The organism is Salegentibacter sp. UBA1130 (genome assembly GCF_002311535.1).
Taxonomy (GTDB): Bacteria; Bacteroidota; Bacteroidia; order Flavobacteriales; family Flavobacteriaceae; genus Salegentibacter; species Salegentibacter agarivorans.
Map to the genome: position 1 here is coordinate 125,917 of NZ_DCAP01000033.1, position 24,318 is coordinate 150,234.

General features: G+C 36.9%; 25 protein-coding genes and 3 tRNA genes. 10 read left to right on the forward strand and 18 right to left on the reverse strand.

From position 1 onward, the window contains the following. Window position 1 precedes the first annotated feature (1 nt). The 5 genes from B4F31_RS13865 to B4F31_RS13885 are packed head-to-tail and all read right to left on the reverse strand — an operon-like array spanning window position 2 to window position 4,814. Window positions 2–1,138 carry a lycopene cyclase family protein gene (locus tag B4F31_RS13865; RefSeq protein WP_093306095.1) on the reverse strand — a complete coding sequence of 379 codons (1,137 nt, stop codon included), beginning with the start codon at window positions 1,136–1,138 and terminating at the stop codon, window positions 2–4. A gap of 25 nt (window positions 1,139–1,163) precedes the next feature. Beyond that, window positions 1,164–1,613: a sterol desaturase family protein gene (locus tag B4F31_RS13870; RefSeq protein ID WP_075327602.1), complete on the reverse strand. Its 450-nt coding sequence runs from the start codon at window positions 1,611–1,613 to the stop codon at window positions 1,164–1,166. Between the two features lies 1 nt (window position 1,614). After that, window positions 1,615–2,454 (reverse strand): phytoene/squalene synthase family protein, encoded by an 840-nt coding sequence (locus B4F31_RS13875; protein ID WP_075327601.1) that lies wholly within the window; start codon window positions 2,452–2,454, stop codon window positions 1,615–1,617. A 3-nt stretch (window positions 2,455–2,457) separates the two neighbouring features. Further along, window positions 2,458–3,918, reverse strand: a complete 1,461-nt coding sequence (locus tag B4F31_RS13880) for a phytoene desaturase family protein (protein WP_075327600.1) — start codon at window positions 3,916–3,918, stop codon at window positions 2,458–2,460. 2 nt (window positions 3,919–3,920) lie between these two features. Next, on the reverse strand, window positions 3,921–4,814 hold the full coding sequence (locus B4F31_RS13885) for a MerR family transcriptional regulator (RefSeq protein WP_075327599.1): 894 nt from the start codon (window positions 4,812–4,814) through the stop codon (window positions 3,921–3,923). Window positions 4,815–4,918: 104 nt separating this feature from the next. On the opposite strand from B4F31_RS13885, the gene B4F31_RS13890 reads away from it, so the two are divergent. Both B4F31_RS13890 and B4F31_RS13895 read left to right on the forward strand, forming a co-directional pair. Continuing rightward, window positions 4,919–5,722 carry an SDR family oxidoreductase gene (locus B4F31_RS13890; protein ID WP_075327598.1) on the forward strand — a complete coding sequence of 268 codons (804 nt, stop codon included), beginning with the start codon at window positions 4,919–4,921 and terminating at the stop codon, window positions 5,720–5,722. Beyond that, window positions 5,697–7,103 (forward strand): aldehyde dehydrogenase, encoded by a 1,407-nt coding sequence (locus B4F31_RS13895; protein ID WP_286761542.1) that lies wholly within the window; start codon window positions 5,697–5,699, stop codon window positions 7,101–7,103. Before B4F31_RS13890 ends, B4F31_RS13895 begins: the two co-directional genes overlap by 26 nt. A 12-nt stretch (window positions 7,104–7,115) precedes the next feature. Here B4F31_RS13895 and B4F31_RS13900 read toward each other — a convergent pair. The 3 genes from B4F31_RS13900 to B4F31_RS13910 form a co-directional block, all read right to left on the reverse strand. Continuing rightward, window positions 7,116–7,199 (reverse strand) — tRNA-Leu (locus tag B4F31_RS13900). A 78-nt stretch (window positions 7,200–7,277) separates the two neighbouring features. Then, window positions 7,278–7,350: transfer RNA gene (locus B4F31_RS13905), tRNA-Lys, on the reverse strand. A 140-nt stretch (window positions 7,351–7,490) separates the two neighbouring features. Continuing rightward, window positions 7,491–7,563 (reverse strand) — tRNA-Lys (locus B4F31_RS13910). 125 nt (window positions 7,564–7,688) lie between these two features. Between B4F31_RS13910 and B4F31_RS13915 the strand changes: the two genes are divergently transcribed. Continuing rightward, window positions 7,689–8,207, forward strand: coding sequence for a shikimate kinase (locus B4F31_RS13915; protein WP_286761543.1), 519 nt, complete (start codon window positions 7,689–7,691; stop codon window positions 8,205–8,207). On the opposite strand, the gene B4F31_RS13920 is transcribed toward B4F31_RS13915, so the two are convergent. From B4F31_RS13920 to B4F31_RS13930, 3 genes are read right to left on the reverse strand one after another with little or no spacing between them, the layout of a single operon-like run. Next, a complete protein-coding gene (locus B4F31_RS13920; RefSeq protein ID WP_075327596.1) occupies window positions 8,202–8,702 on the reverse strand; it encodes a phosphoribosyltransferase family protein in 501 nt (166 codons plus the stop codon). The two genes, B4F31_RS13915 and B4F31_RS13920, sit on opposite strands and share 6 nt — an antisense overlap. A 24-nt stretch (window positions 8,703–8,726) precedes the next feature. After that, window positions 8,727–9,326: a methyltransferase domain-containing protein gene (locus B4F31_RS13925; RefSeq protein ID WP_286761544.1), complete on the reverse strand. Its 600-nt coding sequence runs from the start codon at window positions 9,324–9,326 to the stop codon at window positions 8,727–8,729. Then, a complete protein-coding gene (locus B4F31_RS13930) occupies window positions 9,310–9,705 on the reverse strand; it encodes an RNA-binding S4 domain-containing protein (RefSeq protein WP_075327594.1) in 396 nt (131 codons plus the stop codon). Before B4F31_RS13930 ends, B4F31_RS13925 begins: the two co-directional genes overlap by 17 nt. 79 nt (window positions 9,706–9,784) lie before the next feature. Here B4F31_RS13930 and B4F31_RS13935 point away from each other — a divergent pair, with 79 nt between their 5' ends. After that, the gene (locus B4F31_RS13935; RefSeq protein ID WP_075327593.1) at window positions 9,785–10,690 is read left to right on the forward strand and encodes an FKBP-type peptidyl-prolyl cis-trans isomerase; all 906 of its coding nucleotides are present in this window, start codon (window positions 9,785–9,787) and stop codon (window positions 10,688–10,690) included. A gap of 201 nt (window positions 10,691–10,891) precedes the next feature. On the opposite strand, the gene B4F31_RS13940 is transcribed toward B4F31_RS13935, so the two are convergent. The 3 genes from B4F31_RS13940 to B4F31_RS13950 form a co-directional block, all read right to left on the reverse strand. Further along, on the reverse strand, window positions 10,892–11,485 hold the full coding sequence (locus B4F31_RS13940; protein WP_075327592.1) for an outer membrane beta-barrel protein: 594 nt from the start codon (window positions 11,483–11,485) through the stop codon (window positions 10,892–10,894). A gap of 122 nt (window positions 11,486–11,607) precedes the next feature. Next, on the reverse strand, window positions 11,608–12,561 hold the full coding sequence (locus B4F31_RS13945) for a transketolase family protein (RefSeq protein ID WP_075327591.1): 954 nt from the start codon (window positions 12,559–12,561) through the stop codon (window positions 11,608–11,610). A 104-nt stretch (window positions 12,562–12,665) separates the two neighbouring features. After that, the gene (locus tag B4F31_RS13950) at window positions 12,666–13,514 is read right to left on the reverse strand and encodes a transketolase (protein ID WP_093306087.1); all 849 of its coding nucleotides are present in this window, start codon (window positions 13,512–13,514) and stop codon (window positions 12,666–12,668) included. A 261-nt stretch (window positions 13,515–13,775) separates the two neighbouring features. Between B4F31_RS13950 and tgt the strand changes: the two genes are divergently transcribed. The 6 genes from tgt (at window position 13,776) to B4F31_RS13980 (ending at window position 20,708) form a co-directional block, all read left to right on the forward strand. Then, window positions 13,776–14,906: a tRNA guanosine(34) transglycosylase Tgt gene (gene tgt, locus B4F31_RS13955; protein WP_075327589.1), complete on the forward strand. Its 1,131-nt coding sequence runs from the start codon at window positions 13,776–13,778 to the stop codon at window positions 14,904–14,906. Between the two features lie 3 nt (window positions 14,907–14,909). Beyond that, the gene (locus B4F31_RS13960; protein ID WP_093306084.1) at window positions 14,910–15,986 is read left to right on the forward strand and encodes an LptF/LptG family permease; all 1,077 of its coding nucleotides are present in this window, start codon (window positions 14,910–14,912) and stop codon (window positions 15,984–15,986) included. A gap of 99 nt (window positions 15,987–16,085) precedes the next feature. After that, window positions 16,086–17,039 carry an acetyl-CoA carboxylase carboxyltransferase subunit alpha gene (locus B4F31_RS13965; protein ID WP_075327587.1) on the forward strand — a complete coding sequence of 318 codons (954 nt, stop codon included), beginning with the start codon at window positions 16,086–16,088 and terminating at the stop codon, window positions 17,037–17,039. A 167-nt stretch (window positions 17,040–17,206) separates the two neighbouring features. Then, window positions 17,207–18,772, forward strand: coding sequence for a replicative DNA helicase (gene dnaB, locus B4F31_RS13970; protein WP_093306082.1), 1,566 nt, complete (start codon window positions 17,207–17,209; stop codon window positions 18,770–18,772). Window positions 18,773–18,917: 145 nt separating this feature from the next. Continuing rightward, a complete protein-coding gene (locus B4F31_RS13975) occupies window positions 18,918–20,102 on the forward strand; it encodes an asparagine synthetase B (RefSeq protein WP_093306115.1) in 1,185 nt (394 codons plus the stop codon). Between the two features lie 183 nt (window positions 20,103–20,285). Then, window positions 20,286–20,708 carry a secondary thiamine-phosphate synthase enzyme YjbQ gene (locus tag B4F31_RS13980; RefSeq protein ID WP_075327585.1) on the forward strand — a complete coding sequence of 141 codons (423 nt, stop codon included), beginning with the start codon at window positions 20,286–20,288 and terminating at the stop codon, window positions 20,706–20,708. Window positions 20,709–20,849: 141 nt separating this feature from the next. On the opposite strand, the gene rplT is transcribed toward B4F31_RS13980, so the two are convergent. The 4 genes from rplT to thrS all read right to left on the reverse strand — a co-directional run bounded on the left by rplT (window position 20,850) and on the right by thrS (window position 24,092). Beyond that, window positions 20,850–21,194: a 50S ribosomal protein L20 gene (gene rplT, locus B4F31_RS13985; protein WP_075327584.1), complete on the reverse strand. Its 345-nt coding sequence runs from the start codon at window positions 21,192–21,194 to the stop codon at window positions 20,850–20,852. A gap of 135 nt (window positions 21,195–21,329) precedes the next feature. Then, the gene (rpmI, locus tag B4F31_RS13990; RefSeq protein WP_037319922.1) at window positions 21,330–21,527 is read right to left on the reverse strand and encodes a 50S ribosomal protein L35; all 198 of its coding nucleotides are present in this window, start codon (window positions 21,525–21,527) and stop codon (window positions 21,330–21,332) included. A 43-nt stretch (window positions 21,528–21,570) separates the two neighbouring features. Next, on the reverse strand, window positions 21,571–22,122 hold the full coding sequence (infC, locus tag B4F31_RS13995) for a translation initiation factor IF-3 (protein WP_075327583.1): 552 nt from the start codon (window positions 22,120–22,122) through the stop codon (window positions 21,571–21,573). A 23-nt stretch (window positions 22,123–22,145) separates the two neighbouring features. After that, the gene (thrS, locus tag B4F31_RS14000) at window positions 22,146–24,092 is read right to left on the reverse strand and encodes a threonine--tRNA ligase (RefSeq protein ID WP_075327582.1); all 1,947 of its coding nucleotides are present in this window, start codon (window positions 24,090–24,092) and stop codon (window positions 22,146–22,148) included. Window positions 24,093–24,318 lie beyond the last annotated feature (226 nt).

A 24,318-nucleotide genomic window follows, 5' to 3' on the forward strand; every position in this document is an offset into this window, starting at 1 on the left:
ATTAAAAGGTTTTCCTGAAAAATGATTTCACAAAATCGAAACTATAAAGCGAAAACATAATTTTTAAGTCTTCTGAAACTGAAGTTTCTTCATCCAGGTATTTAAAAATATCCTGTGGAGAATTTTTAGTGTAAAATTTGGTAAAAATTTCTTCTCCTTTTTGATTATTCTGGGCGAGTACATCCAGAAAAATTGCATCGTACTTTCTGAATTTTTCATTGATTAAGTTTTCTCCCGGTATTTTTCCGCTTTTAATATTTTTAATAATTCGGTTTATACGCTTTTCTGTGTTTTTAAACGAATAACCGGTAGAAGGTTTTACCCAGCCACCACCGGTACCAATTTTGGTAATTTGTTTAGTGTTTGCTTTATTAAAAGGGAAATCGGTCATTGGGATTATGCCGGTTTCAGTGCTTTTAATCGTAAAATCCTTTGTTTTTAAAACCTTTTCAAAATATTTCTGAAGCATTTCGTCATACACTTTATCTTCAGTTAAAAAGGGAGAGAAAAAAGTATATTCAACTAATGCTTTTCTTTCAGTAAATGGGAGGATATAAGTAAAAGCGGTAGCGCCGGGATACTTAATTCTATAATCCATCATCGTAAAAGAATCTGGGCTAAAAGTGGGTTTTTCGGTTTCTACTTCCCAGCCTTTAAAATGCTGAAAAATAGTAGTGTGTTTTTTACTTTCCAGGTAAGAAGGATCTACCCTGCTGTCAAAAAAATGAGTAGCGCCATAAGATGTTTTTCGGCCTTTGGCTTTCATAGTTACGGGATCAATTTTCTGAATTTCATCGGTAATAAATTCAATATCACCAGATTCTTCTATCTCTTCCTGCAATTTTTGATGATAATCTGCAGCCTTTATCATCTTATAGGAATAAGGGGAAAGTTGTAATTCTATATTTTCTTCAGAAGAAATGAATTTTCCGTTATTCCAGGATTTGGTAAGTAGATGATCCCATTTGCCTGAGCCTTTTTCCCAATAACACCAGGTTTTAACCGGAATAGAAAAATCAGAATCTATTATGGCAATCTTTTTTCCTTTGAAAAAAACATCCCGGCTAAGTTGCCGGGCTAATTGAAGGCCTGCAAGTCCTCCACCAATAATAACATAAAAATATACGGGACCTAGCATAAATTACTAACGCAGCATTACTATTTTATTTTTTAAAGTATTTGAAAGGTACGAATAACATTCCAAAACATTCGCCATCGTCTTTGCCAAGATGTTTATGATGCATTTTATGTGCTCTTCTTATTCCTTTAGCGAAACGGTTATTAGCATTTCTAAACATTTTAAATCGTTGGTGTATAAAAATATCGTGAACCGTAAAGTAAGTAATGCCATAGGCTAAAATTCCCAGGCCAATGGGTAGGCCAATCCAAACATCTTCATAACGCCAAAGTAGGAAAAAACCAATACTAACCAGTGCGTAAAAAATAAAGAAAAGATCGTTGCGTTCCCACCAGTGGCTGTGGTCTTTGTGGTGGTGGTCTTTGTGCAGTTTCCAGAGTAATCCGTGCATAATATATTTATGGGTAAACCAGGCCATTCCTTCCATACCGGCGAAAGTGCCCAGAAAAACCAGAATCCATAATAAAATATCCATATTAAATAAGTTTTAATCTATAAGAAATATACGATTTGGCCAAGAGCCCTGCTTTTTGATAATCTGGAACCCTTATCCTGCTGTTCCTAATTTCTAAAGAAGGTACTTTTTTAAGCTTGTGCAATAATTTTCTATAATAAATATATGCGGTGTAAACACCAAATTTAGCTTCTACTGGTAAATGCGAAATTCCGCTTAAACCATGTTTAAAATCTTCTTCTATTTCTGCTATAATCTTTTGTTTGCTGGCTTCATCTAATTGTTCAAGATTGGTGCCGGGGAAATAACTACGGCTAAGATCTTCAAAATCGGCTTTAAGGTCTCTTAAAAAATTCACCTTCTGAAAAGCAGAGCCTAAACTCATTGCAGATTGCTTCAGCGATTCATATTTTTTATGATCCCCCTTTACAAAAACCTTTAAACACATAAGGCCTACTACGTCTGCACTTCCGTAGATATATTCTTTATATTCGGCAATACTAAGATAGTCAGATTTATGCAAATCTAAGCGCATACTCTTCATAAAAGCGCGATAAAGCGATTCGTCTATTTGATACTTATGTACGGTTTCCTGAAAAGAATTTAAAATAGGATTTAGGCTAATTTTATCTTTAATTGCTTTATAAAGATCTACTTCAAAATCGTTAAATAGTTTTTCCTTATCATAGTCATGAAATGTGTCTACAATTTCATCGGCAAAGCGCACAAAGCCATAGATATTATAAATATCCTGACGAATAGAGGGCGCGAGCATCCTGGTTGCCGTAGAGAACGAGGTGCTGTAATGGTGAGTAACAGTTTTACTACAAGCCCGTGAAACATTGTCAAAAATGGCTTTCATAATTTAATTTTCTTTTTGAATTAATCCCGCAGCGAGCTTTCCCGAAATAAGGGAAGGAGGCACGCCGGGGCCGGGAACACTTAACTGCCCGGTAAAAAATAATTTGTGCACTTTTTTACTCTTTAATTTAGGTCTTAAAAATGCAGTTTGTAAAAGGGTATTTGCCAGGCCATAAGCATTACCCTTATAAGAATTATAATCTTCTTTAAAATCTTTAACGCAAAATGATTCTTTAAAAAGAAGATGATCGGTTACATTTTGATTGGTTAAACTTTCAAACCGGCTTATAATTTTCTGAAAATATTTCTCCCTAATTTCTGGAGTATCTTCCACATCGGGTGCCAGCGGAATTAAAAATATACCGGCTTCTTTTCCTTCTGGCGCGGCGGCATCATCTGTAACTGATGGAAAGCTTGCATAAAACAACGGATTTTCTGGCCACTCGGCATCATCGTAAATTGCTTTTGCGTGTTTCTCGAAGTCGGTATCAAAAAATAAGGTATGATGCGTTACATTCTCTAATTTCTTATTAAAACCGGCAAAAAATAATAAAGCTGAAGGAGCAAAGGTCTTTTTTTGCCAGTAAGACTCCTTGTATTGTCTTTTGTATTCCGGCAGTAAAGTTTCGGTATGATGATAATCGGCACCGCTAAGAATATAATCGGCTTCTATTTTTTCACCGTTTACCTGCATTCCTGTTGCGGTATTGTTTTCAACAAAAATTTCAGAAACCGCGGCATTCGTATTTATTTTAACTCCCAGGGAATTAGCCAGGTTTTCCATGGCTTCAATCACCTTATACATTCCGCCTTTGGGGTGCCAGGTGCCCAGGCCAAAATCGGCGTAATTCATAAAACTATAAAAAGCCGGGGTGTGGCTGGCTTTAGCTCCCAGAAATAGTACCGGAAATTCAAGAATTTGAATAAGTTTCTGGTTGGTAAATTCTTTCCTGACTTCTTTAGAAATTGTGCTAAAAAACTGGCCTATTTTGCCTGCGGTGGTGGGCGTAATTAATTCTAAAGGAGAAACGCCGGGGCGATATACCAAATCTTTAATGGCTATATCATAATTGTTTTTAGCTTCCTCAATAAACTGTTTTAGCTTTATTGAACTTCCGGGTTCTTCGGCTTCAAAAGCCGCGCAAATTTTATCGAGGCTGTCTTCTATGGTAATGCTATCATTTTTTCCGAAGAAAACTTTATAAGCGGGACTTAGTTTTTCCAGCTCATAATAATCTGAAGGTTTTTTGCTAAAATCGGCAAAAAAACGTTCAAAAACATCGGGCATCCAATACCATGTAGGACCAATATCAAAACAGAATCCGTCTTTTTTTAGCTGGCGTGCCCGCCCGCCGATGTTTGCATTTTTTTCAAATATATCTACCCTATAGCCATCTCTTGCGAGGTAGCAGGCCGCAGCGAGGGAAGCAAATCCGGAACCAATAACAGCAACTTTCTTCTTCATATTTAAAGGTTATCTATAAATTGGTTTAGGTTGGTGTGGGTTTTCACAAAAGCGGGAAGCTCTTTATGCTGAATTTCCCTTATTTTATGCCCAAAAAGTAATAATTCGTAAGTTTTCTTTTCGCAAACTTCCTCGTTAAATTGATTTATAAAATCTTCTACATCTCCGGGTGCGGTGGTAAAATAACTTACAAAACTCAGGTTGTCGTGGCGCTCTAACAGATAGCCAAGATCGGTTAAAGGTAAACTTGGGCCCAGATAAATTGCCTGGTTCCCGTGATATAGAAGTTCATAATACAGGTAAATAATCCCAATATCGTGAATTTCATTTTCGGGAAGAAAGAGTACGTATAACTTATCGGAAGTTGGTTTGACCTCTTTCTTTATTTCAGCGAGATTAAAATATAATTTTTGTTTAATAAGATCTACAATATAATGCTCGTGAATTGGCTTAATGGTATCGGTTTGCCACAACATACCAATTTGCTCCAGTAAGGGAAGAAAAACCTGGTGAAAAATTTGCCTGAAGCTTTTATCTTTCTGTAGCGTCTCGTATGTATTATTAAAAAGCTCTTCATCAAAATTCATCATAGAAAGTTTAAATGAATTTTGAGCTCGGTTTTCTTTACTTGTACTGGCAGAAATACTTCTTACCATTTTAGCAATTTCTTCATCACTGAGTTTGGAAATCCTTGAGATTTTATAGCCGTGTTCGTTTAAGAAAGCAACGTTTAAGATCTTTTGAAGATTAGAACTATCGTATGTCCTTATATTTGTAGAAGTACGATCGGGATTTAAGATATTATATCTTTTTTCCCAAATTCTTATGGTATGAGCCTTGATTCCGCTTAAATTTTCAAGGTCTTTTATACTGAAATTTTGCTTAATTAGTTCCATATTGTGTTTAAGATAGTCAAATCTAATTAAAATTGAACATTAAACACTTTACGAAAGTGTTAAAATGTTTAATTGTTTAGTTAAAAAGTTAAACACTAAAATTTATGACGACGATTTCTTCAAAACTTGTCCTTATAACCGGTGGCGCATCTGGTATAGGAAAAATAATGGGCAGGGAAGTATTAAAGCATGGGGGTAAATTGGTAATTTGGGATGTGGATAAACTCAATTTACAAAAAACACTTAATGAATTTGAGGAATTGGGGGAGGTATATGGATACACCATAGATATCACCAATACCGTGTGGGTAAAGGAAATGGCCAGGCAGGTAGAGGAAGAAATTGGAGGAATTGATATTTTAATCAATAATGCCGGAATTGTGTATGGTGGTTATTTTCACGAGAATTCTTCAGAAAAAATAGAAAAGACAATGAAGGTAAATGCCATTGCCCCAATGCAACTTGCATTAACTTTTCTTCCCGGTATGATCAAAAGGAAAAGAGGTCATATTTGTAATATAACCTCTTCTGCCGGTCTGGTCTCTAATCCAAAAATGGCGGTTTACGCCGGCAGCAAATGGGCTGCCACCGGTTGGTCTGATAGTTTACGGTTGGAAATGGAACAGCTTAAAACGGGCGTTGGCCTAACCACGGTTACTCCTTATTATATTAATACCGGAATGTTTGACGGGGTGAAATCTAATATCCCTATTCTGGATCAAACTAAAGTGGCTAAAAAAATAATTAAAGCAATTGAAAAGAACAGGATCTATCTAAGTATGCCGTGGAGTATGCGTTTTGTAAGATTTTCACAGGGACTTTTTCCAATTTGGTTTTACGATTGGTTTGTAGGAAGGGTAATTGGGGTGTATAAAACAATGGATGAATTTAAAGGTCGAAAAAAATAAGGATATGGAAGAAACTTCAGCAAAAGAGATAGCCGAAATATATAAGAATCAAAGAACGTTTTTCGCTTCTCAGGAAACTAAAAGTATAGATTTCAGGCTTCAGCAGTTAAAGAAATTAAAAAAAGCCATTCTTCAATATGAAGATAAAGTGAATAAAGCTTTATGGGAAGACCTTCATAAATCTAAGGAAGAAGCTTTTCTTACCGAAACCAGTTTGCTTATAGAAGAGTTGAATTATCATATTAAAAGCCTCAAGAAATGGTCACAGCCTAAAAAAGTAGGGACACCTTTACAAATTAAACCTTCCGGCTCAAAAATCTATTTTGAGCCCCTGGGCATTGGTCTAATAATCGCGCCGTGGAATTACCCGTTTCAGCTTACTATAAATCCATTAATTGGTGCCATTTCTGCCGGATGCTGTGCGGTGCTAAAACCTTCACCAGACACACCTGATGTAGCCAGGGTTATAAAAGAAATGATTTCAGAATTTTTTCCTTCAGAATATATTTCGGTAGTGCAGGGAGGGAAGGAAGCTAACCAGGAGCTGTTTAAATTTCCATTTGATGTTATGTTTTTTACCGGTAGTCCGGGTGTGGGGAAAACCGTAATGAAAGCTGCTGCCGAGCATTTAAGCCGAGTGGTTTTAGAACTGGGAGGTAAAAGCCCCTGTATAGTAGATAAAGCGGCAAACCTAAAAATTGCCGGAAAAAGAATTGCCTGGGGTAAAATTATAAATGCAGGCCAAACCTGTATCGCACCAGATTATTTGCTGGTTCACAAGGATATTAAGAAAGATCTCTTAGCTGAAATTTCTAAATCTTTTGAAGAAATGCTGGGAGATAATATCGCAAATTCTAATCATTATGGCCGAATTGTAAACCCAAATGCAATGAATAGGTTAATGAAATATTTAGATGGCGATATATATTACGGCGGAAAAGTAAATTTAGAAGAAAAATATATTGCTCCTACGATTTTAAATAACGTAAAACCTGAAGATGAGATTATGCAGGAAGAGATCTTCGGGCCTATTTTACCGGTAATGGAATTTGAAGAAATAGAGCAAGCTTTATCTTATATAAACAAGAATGAAAAACCGCTTGCACTTTATTATTTTGGAAAAGATAATGGCGCAGATCAAGTTTTGCGGGAAACAAGTTCTGGGGGAGCCTGTATAAACGATACGCTCTTACACGTAGCGAACCATAAATTGCCTTTTGGAGGTGTGGGAAATAGCGGAATGGGGAAATATCACGGTAAAGAAAGTTTCCTGGCTTTTACGCACGAAAGAGGCGTGGTAAATTCAACTACAAAACTGGATATACCATTAAAGTATCCACCTTATAAGTTTTTTGGATTAATAAAGAAAATAGTAGGATAGGAATTTAGAAAGTGCCCGGAGCGGGAGTCGAACCCGCACGCCCTAATGGACACATGGCCCTCAACCATGCCTGTCTACCAGTTCCAGCACCCGGGCTTAAAACAAGTCTGGAAATAGTACATTTCCTAGGGCTGTTGCAAAAAATTGAATTCAAAGAATTCTGAACTTAAAAAGTGATCTGGCTGGGGCTCGAACCCAGGACCCTCTCCTTAAAAGGGAGATGCTCTACCAACTGAGCTACCAGATCGGTTGCGAATATTTCAAAAAAATAAATTCAATTAAGAATTCTGAACTTAAAAAGTGATCTGGCTGGGGCTTCCCGAAACTCTACTTTACTGCGTTTCGTTAGGGACAGGTTTCTCGCCAACTAAATCAAAATTTATTTTGTGATCTGGCTGGGGCTCGAACCCAGGACCCTCTCCTTAAAAGGGAGATGCTCTACCAACTGAGCTACCAGATCAATAAAAAGCATCCGTCTTTTTGCGAATGCGGGTGCAAATATACATTCATTAATTTATTTTTCAAGCCTAAATTGAGATAAATTTATATTAGATTTGAATCCTTCTAATAATAAGTACTTTAACTATGAAAATTTTTTTAACCGGGTATATGGGATCGGGTAAGTCGGTGGTAGGAGAGAAGCTTGCTAAAAATCTGAATTACAAATATGTAGATCTCGATGATCAAATAGAAGTGATCCAGGGAAAAAGTATTAATGATATTTTTGAGGATAGAGGCGAACTTTATTTTAGAAAACTGGAATCACAAATTTTAGACGATATTTTGGAAAATAATTCAGATATGGTGATCTCTTTAGGAGGGGGAACGCCATGTTACGGAGATAATTTTGACCGAATTTGTGCCCAAAAAGATGCAAAAAGCATTTACTTAAAAGCATCTATCCCAACATTAACCGAAAGGCTTTTCCAGGAAAAAGTTCATAGACCGGTAATTAGTCATTTAGACTCCCGGGAGACTTTAGAAGAATTTATTAGGAAACATCTCTTTGAGCGCGCCTATTATTACAGCCAGTCGGATATTACCGTAAACGTAGACGAAAAAGAACCTGAATTTATTATAGATCAAATTATAGAAAAACTATAAAAGCTCTGCTTTAAATTTATTTGCTTCAAAAGAAACTTCTACCATTTCGTTTAAAGAAGTGGAGAGCGAAATTCCTTTAAAATCGGCTTTTACAGGGTATTTTTTATGATTTCGGTCTACTAAAACCGCTGTTTTAAATTGTTTAAGCGGAACATTTAAAAAATGTCTTACGCCATAAATTAAGGTGGTCCCAGAGTTTAAAACATCATCTACCAAAATAACCGATTTATCTTGATAAACCTCGGGTTCCAACGAAGTAGTAATTTCTTCCAGCGGATTTTTCTTATTTACGTAAACTTCGCACAACTTGATTTTTAGCGGAGAAATCGTTTCTAAAGCTTCTTTTAAATGCAAGGCTAATTGATGGCCCTTTTTAGAAATACCGGCAAGAATAATTTCCTTTTCATCAATATTGCTTTCGTAAACCTGGTAGGCTATACGTTTAATTTTATGCTGAATTTGTTCGTGATTTAAAATAAGTACACGTTCTTTCATTTGCTTATATGTTTGGGTTCAGCGTCAAACTGACTTTTTTCTGAATTTAAAAAATAATTCGTTTCCCTGCCTTGGTTTTATAGAATTGTAGCAGGTTTCGAGGATTTCAATTTTAAAATACGGACTAAAATACGTTAAATATTCTTCTTTGTTTCCGCCAAAAGGCGGACCTTGTTCTGTAAGCGGAAATTTAAAAAGCAGTCCGCTTAGCAATCCATTCTCATTTAAAATTTCAGCAGATTTTTTTGCATAATCCTGCCTGGAACTTACCGGAAGCGCACAGAAGAAGGTTTGCTCTAAAATAAGATCAAAAGAATCTTCAATTTCAAAGAAATTAATGTGCAATAATTGTTCTTCCGGAAAATTGGGTAAACGGTTTTTTAGATTTTTTAGGGGATTTTTGCTAATATCGGCTACATATACATTTTTAAAACCCTGTTTAAATAAATATTCGGCTTCATAGCCATTTCCGGCGCCGGGAATTAATATTTTAAGTTCCCTGTCTGCAAGCTGATCTATATACTGTTTCAGTGGGGGAGATATTTCGCCAATATCCCAGCCGGTTTGGTTTTCTTCGTAGCGTTGCGACCAAAATGCCGAAGAAAAACTACGATTTGATGTCATCTGGATTGGGGTCTGTGTTTTCAAACCAATCGTCTATATCACGACGATCTTTTTTAGTAGGTCTTCCTGTACCTTTTTTACGATAATAATCTTTAGAGTATTTTAAAAGCTCTAATTTTTCAAAAGCTTCTTTTGGGGTTACATCAATTATATAAAGATTTACCAGTTTTGCGCCAACCCGGTTGGGCGGAAGGTCTAAAACTTCAATTTGATAATCTATCTGGTTTTTTCTTACGGTAAGTTTATCGTTTGGAAAAATTTCTTTAGAGGGCTTTACATTAGCGCCATCTACTTTCACTTTTCCCTGCTTGCATGCGTTGGTGGCAATGCTTCGGGTTTTAAAATATCTTACGCACCATAAAAACTTGTCAACTCTCATAAAATCTCTCCTTTAAAACTGCGTTAATCTTAAACAAAAATACAAGAATATTGTATCTTGCGCGCCAAAAATAAAGACAATGCGATTAAACAAATTTTTTATTCTAAGCCTTATTTCAGCTTCAACTCTAATTTCCTGTAACGATGATGATAATAGAAATACGCCGCAAATTGAGGAAAGAGACCCTGAAGAGCAGGCTTTGACTGATGCCGATTCAATAAATAATTTCCTGGACACCCATTTTTACAATTACGAAGAGTTTGAAAATCCTTCAGATGATTTTGATTATATGGTTCGTCTTGATACAATTGCCGGTGAAAATGCAGATAAAACACCACTTTCTGAAGAGGAAAACCTGATTATGAAAACGGTGGTGAATAATGATGTAGAATACAATATGTATGTATTAAAGGTTAGAGAAGGGGAAGGCCAACAACCAAAATTCACCGATTCTACTCTTGTTAGTTACCGCGGGGAACTATTAAACCTTACCGCTTTTGATAATGCAAATACACCTGTTTGGTTTGATCTTACCACACTAATAAAAGGCTTTACTGAAGGAATTATAGAATTTAAAGGAGCTTCGGGATATAAGGTAAATCCAGATAATACGGTAGATTTTAATGACGATTATGGCATTGGAGCTTTAATTTTTCCTTCAGGTTTAGGATATTTTTCAAGTTCACAAACCAGTATTCCACCTTATAGTCCTTTGGTTTTTAACGTGCAGTTATTCCGTGTTAATGAAACCGATCACGATCGGGATGGTATTCCCAGCTGGATGGAAGATTTAAATGAAAATAACAATATTTTGGACGATGATAGCGATGGTGACGACACTCCAAATTTTGCTGATGCCGATGATGATGGTGATGGAAAACCAACCCGTGATGAAATAATTATCAATGAAGATGGTAGTATAGAGTTTCCAGATTCTAACGGAAATGGAACTCCAGATTATTTAGATCCCGATACTTTTGAATAAGTAAAAGCTTAAGTATTTTATATAGAAAAGAGGTTAAGTGAAAGTTAACTTAAACGTCATCCTGAACTTGCTTCAGGATCTAAGTTGTTTTAAAACATATTAGAAGCTGAAACTAGTTCAGCTTGACGAAGAAAGTCTTTTTACTTAACCTCTCCTTTTTTATTAAACAGAATAGAACTTTCCTGTTTGGTTACTTTTAACTTAAAAAGCGTAAGACAAACTCAAAATCCATTGAGAAGGTCTGGAATCTATTGAAAAATTATCTGAAGCTTCTTCACTAAAAGCGGTATTTTCGGTAAAAGCGCCTTCATATCTTACATCAAAACCTAATCTACCCAGATTTATACCGGCACCTACCTGGTAACCTACCGTTATATCTTTTTCAACATCGCCAATTTTTAGCGGAGTATCTTCCAGCTCATTATTTATAATATACTGAAATGAAGGACCTGCTTTTATATTTAAGGGTCCTAAAACATTTACGCCCAATAAAATAGGCGCATCAATTTTATCAATTTTATAGTTGAAAGTTTCATATTCGGTATTCAGGCGAGTGAACATTAGTTCTGGCTGAAGAAAAATTCCCACAATCTCAAAACGACTGAAAAGCCCTATATGATACCCTGATTTTTCTTTACCTTCAATGATATCTCCTAAATCGTTAGAAGCATTTTCCATTTTAAGATCTCCGGTAGCCCCGTAGTTGAAACCACCTTTAATTCCAAAATCTGCTTCCTGTGCTATGAGTCCAGCAGAGGAGCACACAAAAAAAGCGATAAACATTAATTTTTTCATAGTAGATTGTTTTATTGTTAGGTTTAAATAACGCACAAATAGTGCCTGTTATTTTTTACTGAATAAAAAAAGCCTTTAAGAATCACATTCTCAAAGGCTTTAAAGATAATTAAAAAGAAGTTTTATTTTCTTTTTAGCACTTTTTCTGTGGCTTTAATAATCGCTTCTGCGTTAAGTCCGTATTTTTCAAATAATTGTTCCGGGGTGCCGCTTTCTCCAAAAGTATCCTGGGTGGCCACAAATTCTTGTGGTGCCGGATTATTTTCGGCTAAAGTGCGGGCAACGCTTTCTCCAAGACCGCCAAGGAAGTTATGTTCTTCGGCAGTTACCACACATCCGGTTTTCTTAACCGATTTGATAATGGCTTCTGCATCTAAAGGTTTGATCGTGTGAATATTGATCACATCAGCACTAATTCCTTTTTCTGAAAGTTTTTGGGCCGCCTGTATCGCTTCCCAAACCAAATGGCCGGTAGCAATTATAGTTACATCATCCCCTTCATAAAGTTGAACTGCTTTCCCAATTTCAAACTTTTGATCTTCCGGAGTGAAATTAGCTACTTTTGGTCGTCCAAACCGAAGGTAAACCGGGCCATCGTGCTCAGCAATAGCCAAAGTTGCGGCTTTGGTCTGGTTAAAATCGCAGGTATTTATTACCGTCATTCCTGGTAACATTTTCATAAGGCCTATATCTTCCAGGATTTGGTGGGTTGCTCCATCTTCTCCTAAAGTTACTCCAGAGTGAGAAGCACAAATCTTTACGTTCTTCCCCGAGTAGGCGATAGATTGTCTAATTTGGTCGTAGACTCTTCCCGTCGCGAAATTTGCAAAAGTACCTGCAAATGGAATCTTCCCGCCAATGGTAAGACCTGCGGCCATTCCCATCATATTGGCTTCGGCAATTCCTACCTGAAAGAAACGCTCCGGATTTTCATCTATAAAATCCTGCATTTTAAGCGATCCTATAAGGTCGGCACAAAGTGCTACTACGTTAGGATTGGTTCTGCCAAGCTCGGTAAGTCCCGCACCAAAACCGGAACGGGTATCTTTTTTTCCTGTATCTGTATATGTCTTCATTCTAAATTTCTTTGTCATTTCCACTTTTCTGGAAATCTATATTATTTTATATCCATTCCCCTTAAAATCAAATTCCTCCCCTTCGGGGAGGCTAGGTGGGGCTTTTAATAATCTCCTAAAGTTTCAGGATTTTGAGAAAGCGCAGTTTCTAATTGCTCATCGTTAGGCGCTTTTCCGTGCCAGGCGTGGGTATGCATCATAAAATCTACACCATTACCCATAACGGTAGTCATAAGTATACAAACCGGTTTTCCTTTTCCGGTACGGGATTTGGCTTCAGTTAATCCATCAATTACCTGTTGCATATCGTTACCATCTTCAATCTCCATTACATCCCAACCAAAAGCTTCAAATTTAGCTTTCAGGTTACCCATTGGTAAAACGGTTTCTGTACTTCCGTCTATTTGCTGGCCATTTACGTCTACTGTAGAAATGATATTGTCTACCTTATTACCGGCGGCATACATAATAGCCTCCCAGTTTTGACCCTCCTGTAATTCACCATCTCCGTGAAGGGAAAATACTAAATGCTTATCCTTATTCAGTTTTTTAGCCTGAGCAGCTCCAAGAGCAACCGACATTCCCTGGCCCAAGGAACCTGAGGCAACACGAATTCCCGGCAGGCCTTCGTGCGTTGTAGGGTGCCCCTGCAACCTGGAATCTATAAGTCGGAAAGTATTTAATTCATCTACAGGAAAATAACCACTACGGGCTAAAACGCTATAGAAAACCGGTGAAATATGACCGTTGGAAAGAAAGAAAAGGTCTTCGTCTTTCCCGTCCATGTTAAACTCGGGTTTGTGTTCCATAATTCCGCCCTGGTACAAAGCGGTGAAAAATTCTGTGCAACCAAGCGAACCTCCCGGATGTCCCGAATTCACCTTGTGAACCTGCCTTAAAATATCCCGGCGTACCTGGGTGGCAAAATCTTCTAATTCTTTGATCTTTGACATTAAAGTAAAATTGTGTTGTTAAAATGATAGCCACAAAAATAGCTTTTTATAAAGCTTTGTCAAAGTGCTTGCCTTCCAGTTATTAAGAAAACTAACCAAGTAACTAACAATTTCCTGGTGTAAACTTCTTTTATTAAATTTTCAATCGATTGCGATATTTGAAAGCTCGGCTGTCTTTAAATCAAAAAAAAATTTTAATACCCCTTGGGTTTGTCAAAAGGAAGTTTACTTGAGTATCTTTGCACTCACTTAAAAAGTATTATGAAATTTGATTTGTTGAGTACCGATACCGGTAGTAAAGCCCGCGCCGGGACCATTACCACCGATCACGGTAAGATTGAAACTCCTATTTTTATGCCTGTTGGTACAGTAGCTTCGGTTAAAGGAGTACACCAGCGGGAACTTAAAGAAGACATTAATCCTGATATAATTTTAGGGAATACCTATCACTTATATTTACGTCCCCAAACCGAAATTCTTAAGAAAGCCGGTGGCTTACATAAGTTTATGAACTGGGATCGAAATATTTTAACCGATAGCGGTGGGTACCAGGTATACTCCCTTTCTGCGAGAAGGAAAATTAAGGAAGAAGGGGTAAAATTCAAATCACATATAGATGGTTCTTACCACGTTTTCACTCCAGAGAATGTGATGGAAATTCAACGGACTATTGGTGCCGATATCATTATGGCATTTGATGAATGTACACCATATCCTTGTGATTATAAATACGCAAAACGTTCTATGCATATGACGCATAGGTGGCTGGACAGGTGTGTAAATCATTTGCAAAAAGTAGATCCTTTATACGGGTTTGATCAAACGCTTTTTCCCATAGTTCAGGGAAGTACTTATAAAGATTTAAGGAAACAATCGGCAGAATATATAGCTTCAGTAGGAGCAGAGGGTAATGCGATTGGCGGACTTTCAGTTGGAGAACCTGCTGAAGAAATGTACGCGATGACAGAAGTTGTTACTGAAATTCTTCCGGAAGATAAACCGCGATATCTAATGGGAGTAGGTACACCTATTAATATTTTGGAAAATATTGCACTGGGAGTAGATATGTTTGATTGTGTGATGCCTACCAGAAATGCCCGTAACGGGATGCTTTTTACGGCTCACGGGACAATTAATATTAAAAATAAAAAGTGGGAAGACGATTTCTCTCCTCTAGATGAAATGGGAACTACTTTTGTAGATAAAGATTATAGCAAAGCTTATGTTAGGCATTTATTTAGTGTAAATGAACTTCTCGGCAAGCAAATTGCTACTATTCATAATCTCGGATTTTACATGTGGTTGGTACGTGAAGCCAGAAAACATATCTTAGCCGGAGATTTTGCCAGATGGAAGAATATGATGGTTAAACAAATGGATAAAAGACTTTAGACTTTGAAAATTTTAGATTGGTACATATTAAAACGTTATTTGGGAACTTTCTTCCTTATGCTTTTACTATTTATACCAATTGGAATTACAGTTAATCTTGCTGAAAAAATTGGGAAAATACTGGATAATGAAGTGCCTTTTATAGAAGTGGCTCTTTATTATGTAGACTTTACAATCTATTTTGCCAATTTATTATTTCCGCTTTTCCTGTTTTTATCGGTGATTTGGTTTACCTCCAAACTTGCAAATAATACTGAAATTATTGCCTTTTTAAGTAGTGGGGTTTCTTTTTGGAGGTTCTTAAGACCTTATCTTATTGGTGCAACTATTGTTTGTATTTTAGCGCTCATTCTTGGTATGTTCCTCGCGCCAAAAGCCAGTAAAGGTTTTAATGAATTTAAATATGAATATCTTAAAAAAGGAGCCGAAACCCAGGAAACCAGGGATGTTTATAGGCAAATAAATGATAACGAATTTATCTATGCCAGCCATTTTCAGCCATTGGGGAAATCGGCTAGAAATTTCACTTTAGAACATTTTGAAGGCAATAAACTTGAATATAAAATAAGTGCCACCAGCCTAAGATTTAATCCCGAAGACACTACTTATTCTTTAACCAATGTAAATAAACGAATTGTTGGGGTAGATGAAGATTCTATAATTCATCAGAATAAGTTGGATACCATTCTTCCTTTTGAATTTGATGAATTAACCCCTGAAACTTATATCGCTGAAACTTTAAACTATACCGAGCTAAACGAGTTTATTGAACAAGAACGCCGCCGCGGTTCTGGAAATATAAATAGATATTTGGTGGTAGCTTATAAGCGATGGAGCATTCCTGTTTCCGCATTTATTCTTACCATAATTGCGGTAGCTGTTTCCTCTATGAAACGTCGTGGAGGGATGGGTGTAAACCTTGCCGTTGGAATTACTTTAGCCTTTATATTTATATTTTTCGATAAGGTTTTTGGGACTATGGCCGAGCAATCTACCTTTTCTCCTTTAATTGCTGTTTGGTTTCCTAATATCAGTTTTGGTATTCTGGCAATTTTTCTACTTTATAGAGCCAAAAGATAAGAGAAGAAATTTCTCAAAATTTAATGGTCTTTCTGTATAATTCTTCCTTTTAAAGTTTGTTATATTTGTAGGCTAATAAAAAACAAACCATATCAACTTATGGAATATTTAGAATTTGAATTACCCATTAAAGAGTTGGAAGAGCAGTACGCAAAAGCCTGTAACATAGGTGAAGAGAGCGATGTTGATGTTACGGCTACCTGCAGACAAATTGAAAAGAAATTAAAGGAAACCCGAAAAGATATATATAAGAATTTAACGGCCTGGCAACGGGTTCAGCTTTCCAGGCATCCAAACCGCCCCTATACTTTAGATTATATAAATGCAATTTGTGGTGATACTTTTTTAGAGCTTCACGGCGATAGAAATGTAAAAGACGATAAAGCAATGATTGGCGGGCTTGGTAAAATTGAAGATCAGAGTTTTATGTTTATAGGTCAGCAAAAAGGCTATAATACTAAAACGAGACAATATAGGAATTTTGGGATGGCAAATCCTGAAGGTTACCGTAAAGCTTTGCGTTTAATGAAATCTGCAGAGAAGTTTGGTCTTCCTGTAGTGACATTTGTAGATACTCCGGGAGCATATCCTGGGCTTGAAGCTGAAGAACGCGGCCAGGGAGAAGCTATTGCCCGCAATATCCTGGAAATGACAAGGCTAAAAGTGCCAATTATTGTAGTTATCATTGGAGAAGGTGCCAGTGGAGGTGCTTTAGGAATTGGAGTTGGCGATAAGGTAATGATGCTTGAAAACACCTGGTACTCGGTAATTTCTCCTGAATCTTGTTCTTCTATTCTTTGGCGTAGCTGGGAGTATAAAGAGCAGGCGGCAGATGCTTTGAAACTTACCGCTAAGGATATGAAAAAACAGAAATTGATAGACGAAATTGTAAAAGAACCAATTGGAGGTGCTCATAGCAATAGAGAGGAAACTTTTAATACGGTAAAAAATGCAATTTTAGGAGCTTATTCTGAATTTAAAAACTTATCACCAACAGATTTAGTTAATAAAAGAATGGATAAGTATTTAGATATGGGGGTTTTTAAAAGCTAATACCTTACATACCATAACTTCTTAAATTTCCGAAACCCTGGTTTCGGTTTTTTTTGCACTTATCAACACTATTATTAAGTTTTCAACAGGCAGATTGTTGATGACTGGTTAATTAAGTAAGTGAATTATAATTAAGATGCTCTTAACAAATTTTATACTTTCGTGATATGGAAAAAATCACCGCCCCACAACAATTTTCGGCAAAGAAAAGCAACGTAATTAGCCTTGAAAAAGGAAAACTTCCTCCACAAGCTGTTGATTTAGAAGAGGTTGTGTTAGGGGCAATGATGATTGATAAAAAAGGGGTAGATGAAATTATTGATATCCTTAGCCCTGATGCTTTCTATAAAAACTCCCACAAATTAATTTTTGAAGCCATACATAAACTCTTCGAAAATACAGAGGCGATTGACTTATTAACCGTTTCTAACCAATTAAAGAAAGATGGCAATTTTGAAAAAACCGGGGGCGATTATTACCTTATTCAGTTAACTCAAAAAGTATCATCTTCAGCGCATATTGAATTTCATGCGCGTATAATTCTTCAGAAATATATTCAGCGTAGTTTGATTAAAATTTCAAACGAAATTATTGAAGAAGCCTACGATGAATCTACAGATGTTTTTGATCTTTTAGACAGTGCTGAAGCCAAATTATACGAAGTAACCCAGGGGAATATTCAAAAATCTACAGAGACTGCTCAAAGTTTGGTGATTCAGGCGAAGAATAGAATTGAAGAGATCTCGAATAAAGAAGGTTTAAGTGGTGTTCCTTCAGGATTTGATAAGTTAGACCAGTTAACTTCCGGGTGGCAGCCCAGTGACCTTATTATTGTTGCTGCACGTCCGGGTATGGGTAAAACGGCCCTTACCTTATCTATGGCCAGAAATATTTCTGTTGGCCAGAATATGCCGGTAGCATTTTTCTCTTTGGAGATGTCGGCAGTACAGCTAATTACCCGATTAATTTCTTCGGAAACCGGTCTTTCTTCAGAAAAATTAAGAACGGGAAATCTTGAAAAGCACGAATGGGAACAACTTAATGTGAAGGTAAAAGATCTTGAAAATGCACCTCTATTTATAGATGATACGCCTTCACTTTCAATTTTTGACCTTAGGGCAAAAGCCAGGAGGTTGGCTTCCCAGCACGGGATTAAGCTTATTGTAATTGATTATTTGCAGTTAATGACTGCCGGTGGAAGCCAGAAAGGTGGCGGAAACAGGGAGCAGGAAATTTCTACAATTTCGCGTAACCTTAAAGCACTTGCCAAAGAATTAAACATCCCAGTAATTGCACTTTCCCAGTTATCACGTGCCGTGGAAACCAGGGGAGGAAGCAAGCGACCATTGCTTTCTGACCTTAGGGAATCTGGAGCGATTGAGCAGGATGCCGATATTGTTTCCTTTATTTATCGTCCCGAATATTATAAAATTGAAGAGTGGGATGATGAAGAACGTACACCAACCGATGGGCAGGGAGAATTTATTGTTGCCAAGCACAGGAACGGTGGACTGGAAAATATACGTCTTAAATTTATTGGTCATCTTGGTAAATTTGATAACTTAGAAGAGTTCGATTCGCCTTTTGAATATCATTCAAAAATGAATACCGGCGAAAATGATGAGAATGAATTTAATTCTCCAAACCTGCCTAATCCAAGTGCGAACGAAGCTTTTGGTAGCTCTATGAATAGTGGGTTTAATAATGATGACGATGACGAAGTTCCATTCTAAAAATTCTGATAAAATAAAGAGGAGTACACTTAATAACATTGTTTTAAAAGACCAGAAAAGCGGGAAATTTACCGTTCTTCTGGTCTTTTTTGTTTTCCTGTTTCTAAATTCTATTCAGGTTTTAGCATCACAATTGCTTATTCCTATGGACGGAGACTCTCAGAAGAATCATTTAAAAGCTTACGGAATAACCTATTTTGCTTTAGAAGAAGAGTTAGAAGTTAGATGGTTGTTAAATTATCGCGGTGGTTCGTTTTTAATTTCAGATACCGAAGAATTACGTAAAGAATGCCAAATACGAGGAGTTTCTTTTGAAGTAATAAGTGACGATAAAACGCAGTCTATTTTAGAAGAAATCAGTAGTCCTTCCCAAAATATGGAGACCGTGGTCTTAGAGAAAGCTCCAAAAATTGCGGTTTATTCTCCCCAGGGAAATAAACCCTGGGACGATGCGGTTACTATGGCGCTTACTTATGCTGAAATTCCTTACGAAACTATTTACGATGAAGCCGTTCTAAACGATGCCCTGGTTTTATTTGACTGGCTTCATTTACACCACGAAGATTTCACAGGCCAATACGGGAAATTTTACAGAACATTTAGAGCCACGCCCTGGTATATTCAGGAAAAAGAAGAATCTGAAGCTTTGGCGCAAAAGTTAGGCTATGATAAGGTTTCACAAGAGAAATTAGCCGTAGCTCTAAAGATAAGGGATTATGTTGTTGGTGGCGGCTTTATGTTTGCCATGTGCAGCGCTACCGATAGTTTTGATATTGCTCTCGCCGCAGAAGGCGTGGATATTGCTGAAACTATGTTTGATGGTGACCCCAGCGAACCCGGTTATCAATCTAAAATCGATTTCAGTAATACTTTCGCTTTTACCGATTTTACTCTGGAACGAAGCCCAATGGTTTACGAGTTTTCTTCAATAGATATGACTGCTAAAAGAAATATTCCGAAGGAAACCGATTATTTTACGCTGATGGATTTTTCAGCAAAATGGGATGTAGTGCCAACTATGTTAACTCAAAACCACACGCGATTGGTTAAAGGATTTATGGGGCAAACTACAGCATATAACCCTGATAATATTAAAGCCAATGTCCTGGTGATGGGAGAGAGTAAATTAAATGGTGAAGCACGTTATATTCACGGAATAAAAGGAAAAGGATTTTTCACTTTTTACGGAGGCCACGATCCTGAAGATTATCAGCATAGGGTTGGGGATCCAAAGACCGAACTTGATTTACACCCAACTTCCCCGGGTTATAGGCTGATCCTAAATAATGTGCTCTTCCCGGCGGCGAAGAAAAAGCCTCAAAAAACCTAAGATGAAACTAAGTCTTTTATTGAAAATACTAAGTGTGGTCAACTTAATTTTTGTAATATTTCTCATATTAGATTTAACTAATATAATTACATTGCCTTCTTCGGTATATGGAATATTATTAATTTCAGTTGGGATTTTAACTGCAACAGGAATTTATTTAAAAGAAAATAATAAGAAGTAACTATGAAATTCTTTCAGAAGGAAATAAAATTAAAAGCGAGATCAAGAGGTTTTCATATTGTCACTGGCGAAGTTGAAAATGAATTAACCGAATTGAAGGAAATTAATTCTGGAATGTTGAATGTTTTTATTAAACATACTTCAGCAGGAATTACCATCAATGAAAATGCCGATCCTACGGTGCGCGATGATTTTGAGAGTCATTTTAATGAAATGGTTCCGGAAAACATGCCATATTACAAACATACTTTAGAAGGGGCAGATGACATGCCTGCGCATATAAAAGCATCTTTACTTGGCAGTTCGCTTCAAATTCCTGTTACAAATGGAAGATTAAATTTAGGAACCTGGCAGGGAATTTATTTGGCAGAACATAGAAATAATGGCGGTTCCCGAAAATTAGTTTTAAGCCTTTACGGAGTTTAAGCGGAGATACCTATACGCTGAATTGGCTGATAATATTAGTGTACTGGTGGCAAATAATAGATCATTAGTAAATATAAGTACAAAAAAATCCGGCTCAAAAGAACCGGATTTTTAAATAAGAGAGTGTATAACTGTTTGTATTTACTTTACTTTATCTACAACTGCTTTAAAAGCTTCTGGATGGTTCATTGCCAAATCGGCAAGTACCTTACGGTTTAAACCTATTCCATTTGCTTTTGCAGCTCCCATAAATTGAGAATAAGACATACCGTGTTCACGGGCTGCAGCGTTGATACGCAATATCCACAGTGAACGGAAATTACGTTTCTTTACTTTGCGGTCTCTATATGAGTAAAGCATTGCTTTCTCTACCGCGTTTTTGGCTACTGTCCAAACGTTTTTACGACGTCCGAAGTAACCTTTTGCTTGCTTAAGAACCTTTTTTCTTCTGGCTCTCTTTGCAACTGAATTTACTGATCTTGGCATATTTATATGTGTTTTGTAGCAGGCGGTCGATAATCGACACTTTTAACTTAAACTTCAATCTGTCACACTAAGCGCAGTCGAAGTGTTGCCCAACTCCAGGGTTTTTAAATTAATTAAACCGTTAAGAGCTTATTGTTACTTTAAACGCAACATAAGTTTAACATTGTCCTTATCTGCATCGTGTACTAAAGTACTATGCGTTAAGGCTAGCTTACGTTTTTTAGACTTCTTTGTTAAGATGTGACTTTTAAACGCGTGCTTTCTTTTTATTTTACCAGTACCGGTAAGCTTAAAACGCTTTTTGGCACTAGACTTTGTTTTCATTTTCGGCATGTTATCCTCTTTTTATATTATAACTCTCTTATTATTCTTTATTCTATTTTGCTTTTCTTGGAGATAAAAACATAGTCATACGTTTTCCCTCAAGTTTTGGCATTTGTTCTACTTTTCCAAGTTCTTCAAGATCCTGAGCTAATCTAAGCAATAGGATTTCCCCTTTATCTTTAAAAACGATAGATCTACCTTTAAAAAATACAAAAGCTTTTAGTTTTGCACCATCTTTTAAAAATTTCTCTGCATTACGTTTTTTAAACTCGTAATCGTGATCATCTGTATTAGGACCAAAACGTATTTCTTTTACAACAACTTTGCTCGCTTTGGCTTTCATTGCCTTTTCGCGTTTCTTTTGTTCGTAAAGAAACTTTTTGTAATCCATCGCTTTTACCACCGGTGGTTTAGCATCTGGAGATATTTCTACCAAATCCAAACCTAAATCTTCGGCTATGGTTAATGCTTCTTTGGTTGGATAAACGCCCATTTCTACATTATCACCTACAAGGCGAACTTCTTCTGCCCTGATTTTTTGGTTAATCCGGTGTTGATCCTCTTTAACTGCTCTAAGCGGTCTTTTCGATTTTTTTCTACGTATTGCTATGGCTGATCTATTTTTGGTTAAACTTCAAACGTCTTCAACGTTTTTTTGATTTCGTTATTTATAATTGCGGCAAAGTCTTCTACTGGCATAGTGCCAATATCGCCTTCCCCTCTCTTTCGTACAGAAACCGTACCATCCTGTTCTTCCTGTTCCCCTATAATCAACATATATGGGAATTTGTTCATTTCGGCTTCCCTAATTTTCTTCCCAATGGTTTCATTTCGGTTGTCTGCCAAAGCGCGAATTTCGTTATTTTCCAGCAAAGTTAAAACTTTTTGGGCGTATTTTTCATATTTCTCACTGATTGAGAGCACCATAGCCTGCTCGGGCATCAACCATAATGGAAAGTTACCTGCTGTATGTTCCAGTAATATGGCTATAAAACGTTCCATACTACCAAATGGCGCACGGTGAATCATGACCGGGCGGTGTGTCTCATTGTCACTTCCTTTGTAAGTGAGTTCAAAACGTTCTGGCAGATTGTAGTCTACCTGAATGGTGCCAAGTTGCCAGCTTCTGCCAAGTGCATCCTTCACCATAAAATCTAACTTAGGTCCGTAAAACGCGGCTTCCCCGGTTTCAACAACATAATTTAGCCCTTTTTCCTTAGCTGCATTAATAATGGCAGTTTCGGCTTTTTCCCAAACATCGTCAGATCCTATATACTTCTCTTTATTCTCCGGATCTCTTAAGGAAACCTGGGCGGTGAAATTTTCAAAACCTAAAGAATCAAATACATATAAGGTAAGGTCTATCACTTTTTTGAATTCCTCATCTAATTGATCTGGAGTACAAAAAATATGAGCATCATCCTGGGTAAAACCTCTAACCCTGGTTAAGCCGTGTAATTCTCCACTCTGTTCGTAGCGATAAACGGTGCCAAATTCAGCAAAACGTTTTGGAAGATCACGGTAACTCCAGGAGCTAGCGTTATAAATCTCACAGTGATGCGGGCAGTTCATAGGTTTTAATAAGAATTCTTCACCTTCATTAGGGGTATGAATTGGCTGAAAACTGTCTTCACCGTATTTAGCATAATGGCCGGAAGTTACATAAAGTTCTTTTTGACCAATATGCGGACTTACCACCATCTCGTAACCTGCTTTTTTCTGTGCCTTTTTTAAGAAATCTTCCAGTCGTTCTCTTAAAGCCGCTCCTTTTGGTAACCATAATGGAAGTCCCTGTCCAACTTTTTGAGAAAAAGTAAATAACTCAAGTTCTTTTCCAAGCTTACGGTGATCCCTTTTCTTAGCTTCTTCAAGTAGTTCTAAGTATTCTTTTAGTTCTTTTTGCTTCGGAAATGAAATTCCATAAACACGAGTTAACTGCGGATTGTTTTCATCGCCGCGCCAGTACGCGCCGGCAACACTCATTAACTTTACCGCTTTAATAAAGCCGGTATTTGGAATATGGCCTCCGCGGCAAAGGTCTGTAAAGTTGTCGTGATCGCAGAAAGTGATCTCACCGTCTTCCAGGTTTTCGATTAACTCTACTTTAAACTGGTTATTTTGTTCCTTATAATAGGAAAGGGCATCTGCTTTTGAAACTTCCCTTAATTTAAAGTCATGTTTTTCACGGGCAATCTCAAGCATGCGGTCTTCGATCTTTTTAAAATCGTTTTCCGAAATCTTATGTTCGCCAAAATCTACATCATAATAGAATCCATTTTCAATTGCCGGACCAATGGTTAATTTAGAACCGGGATACATTTCTTCTATAGCCTGGGCCATTACGTGAGAGGTAGAATGCCAAAAAGCTTTTTTGCCGTCGTCGTCCTTCCAGGTAAATAAGGTTAAACTTCCATCTGTAGTTAATGGCGTAGAAACTTCTACGATATTATTATTGAATTTTGCTGAAATTACGTTTCGGGCCAGTCCAGAGCTAATGCTGTTAGCAACATCCATTGGAGTGGTACCTTTTTCAAATTCTTTTATACTGCCATCGGGCAAGCTTACCTTAATCATGTATATGTAGTTTTAATGAGCGCAAAGATAATAGGTTGATTTTGCCTGCGCAATATACTTATATATAAAGGAGGATATTTATTGCTGAAATATTAAAAAGAAGTAGTTTTTCTTTATGCTGAAACATTAACTTTTGTCTCCCCAATATTTCTTTAAAATTTTTTATCTTACAAGTTCCTTTTATTGAGAAGTTTAGGAATTTGTTTTAAGATTTCTTTAAAAAATT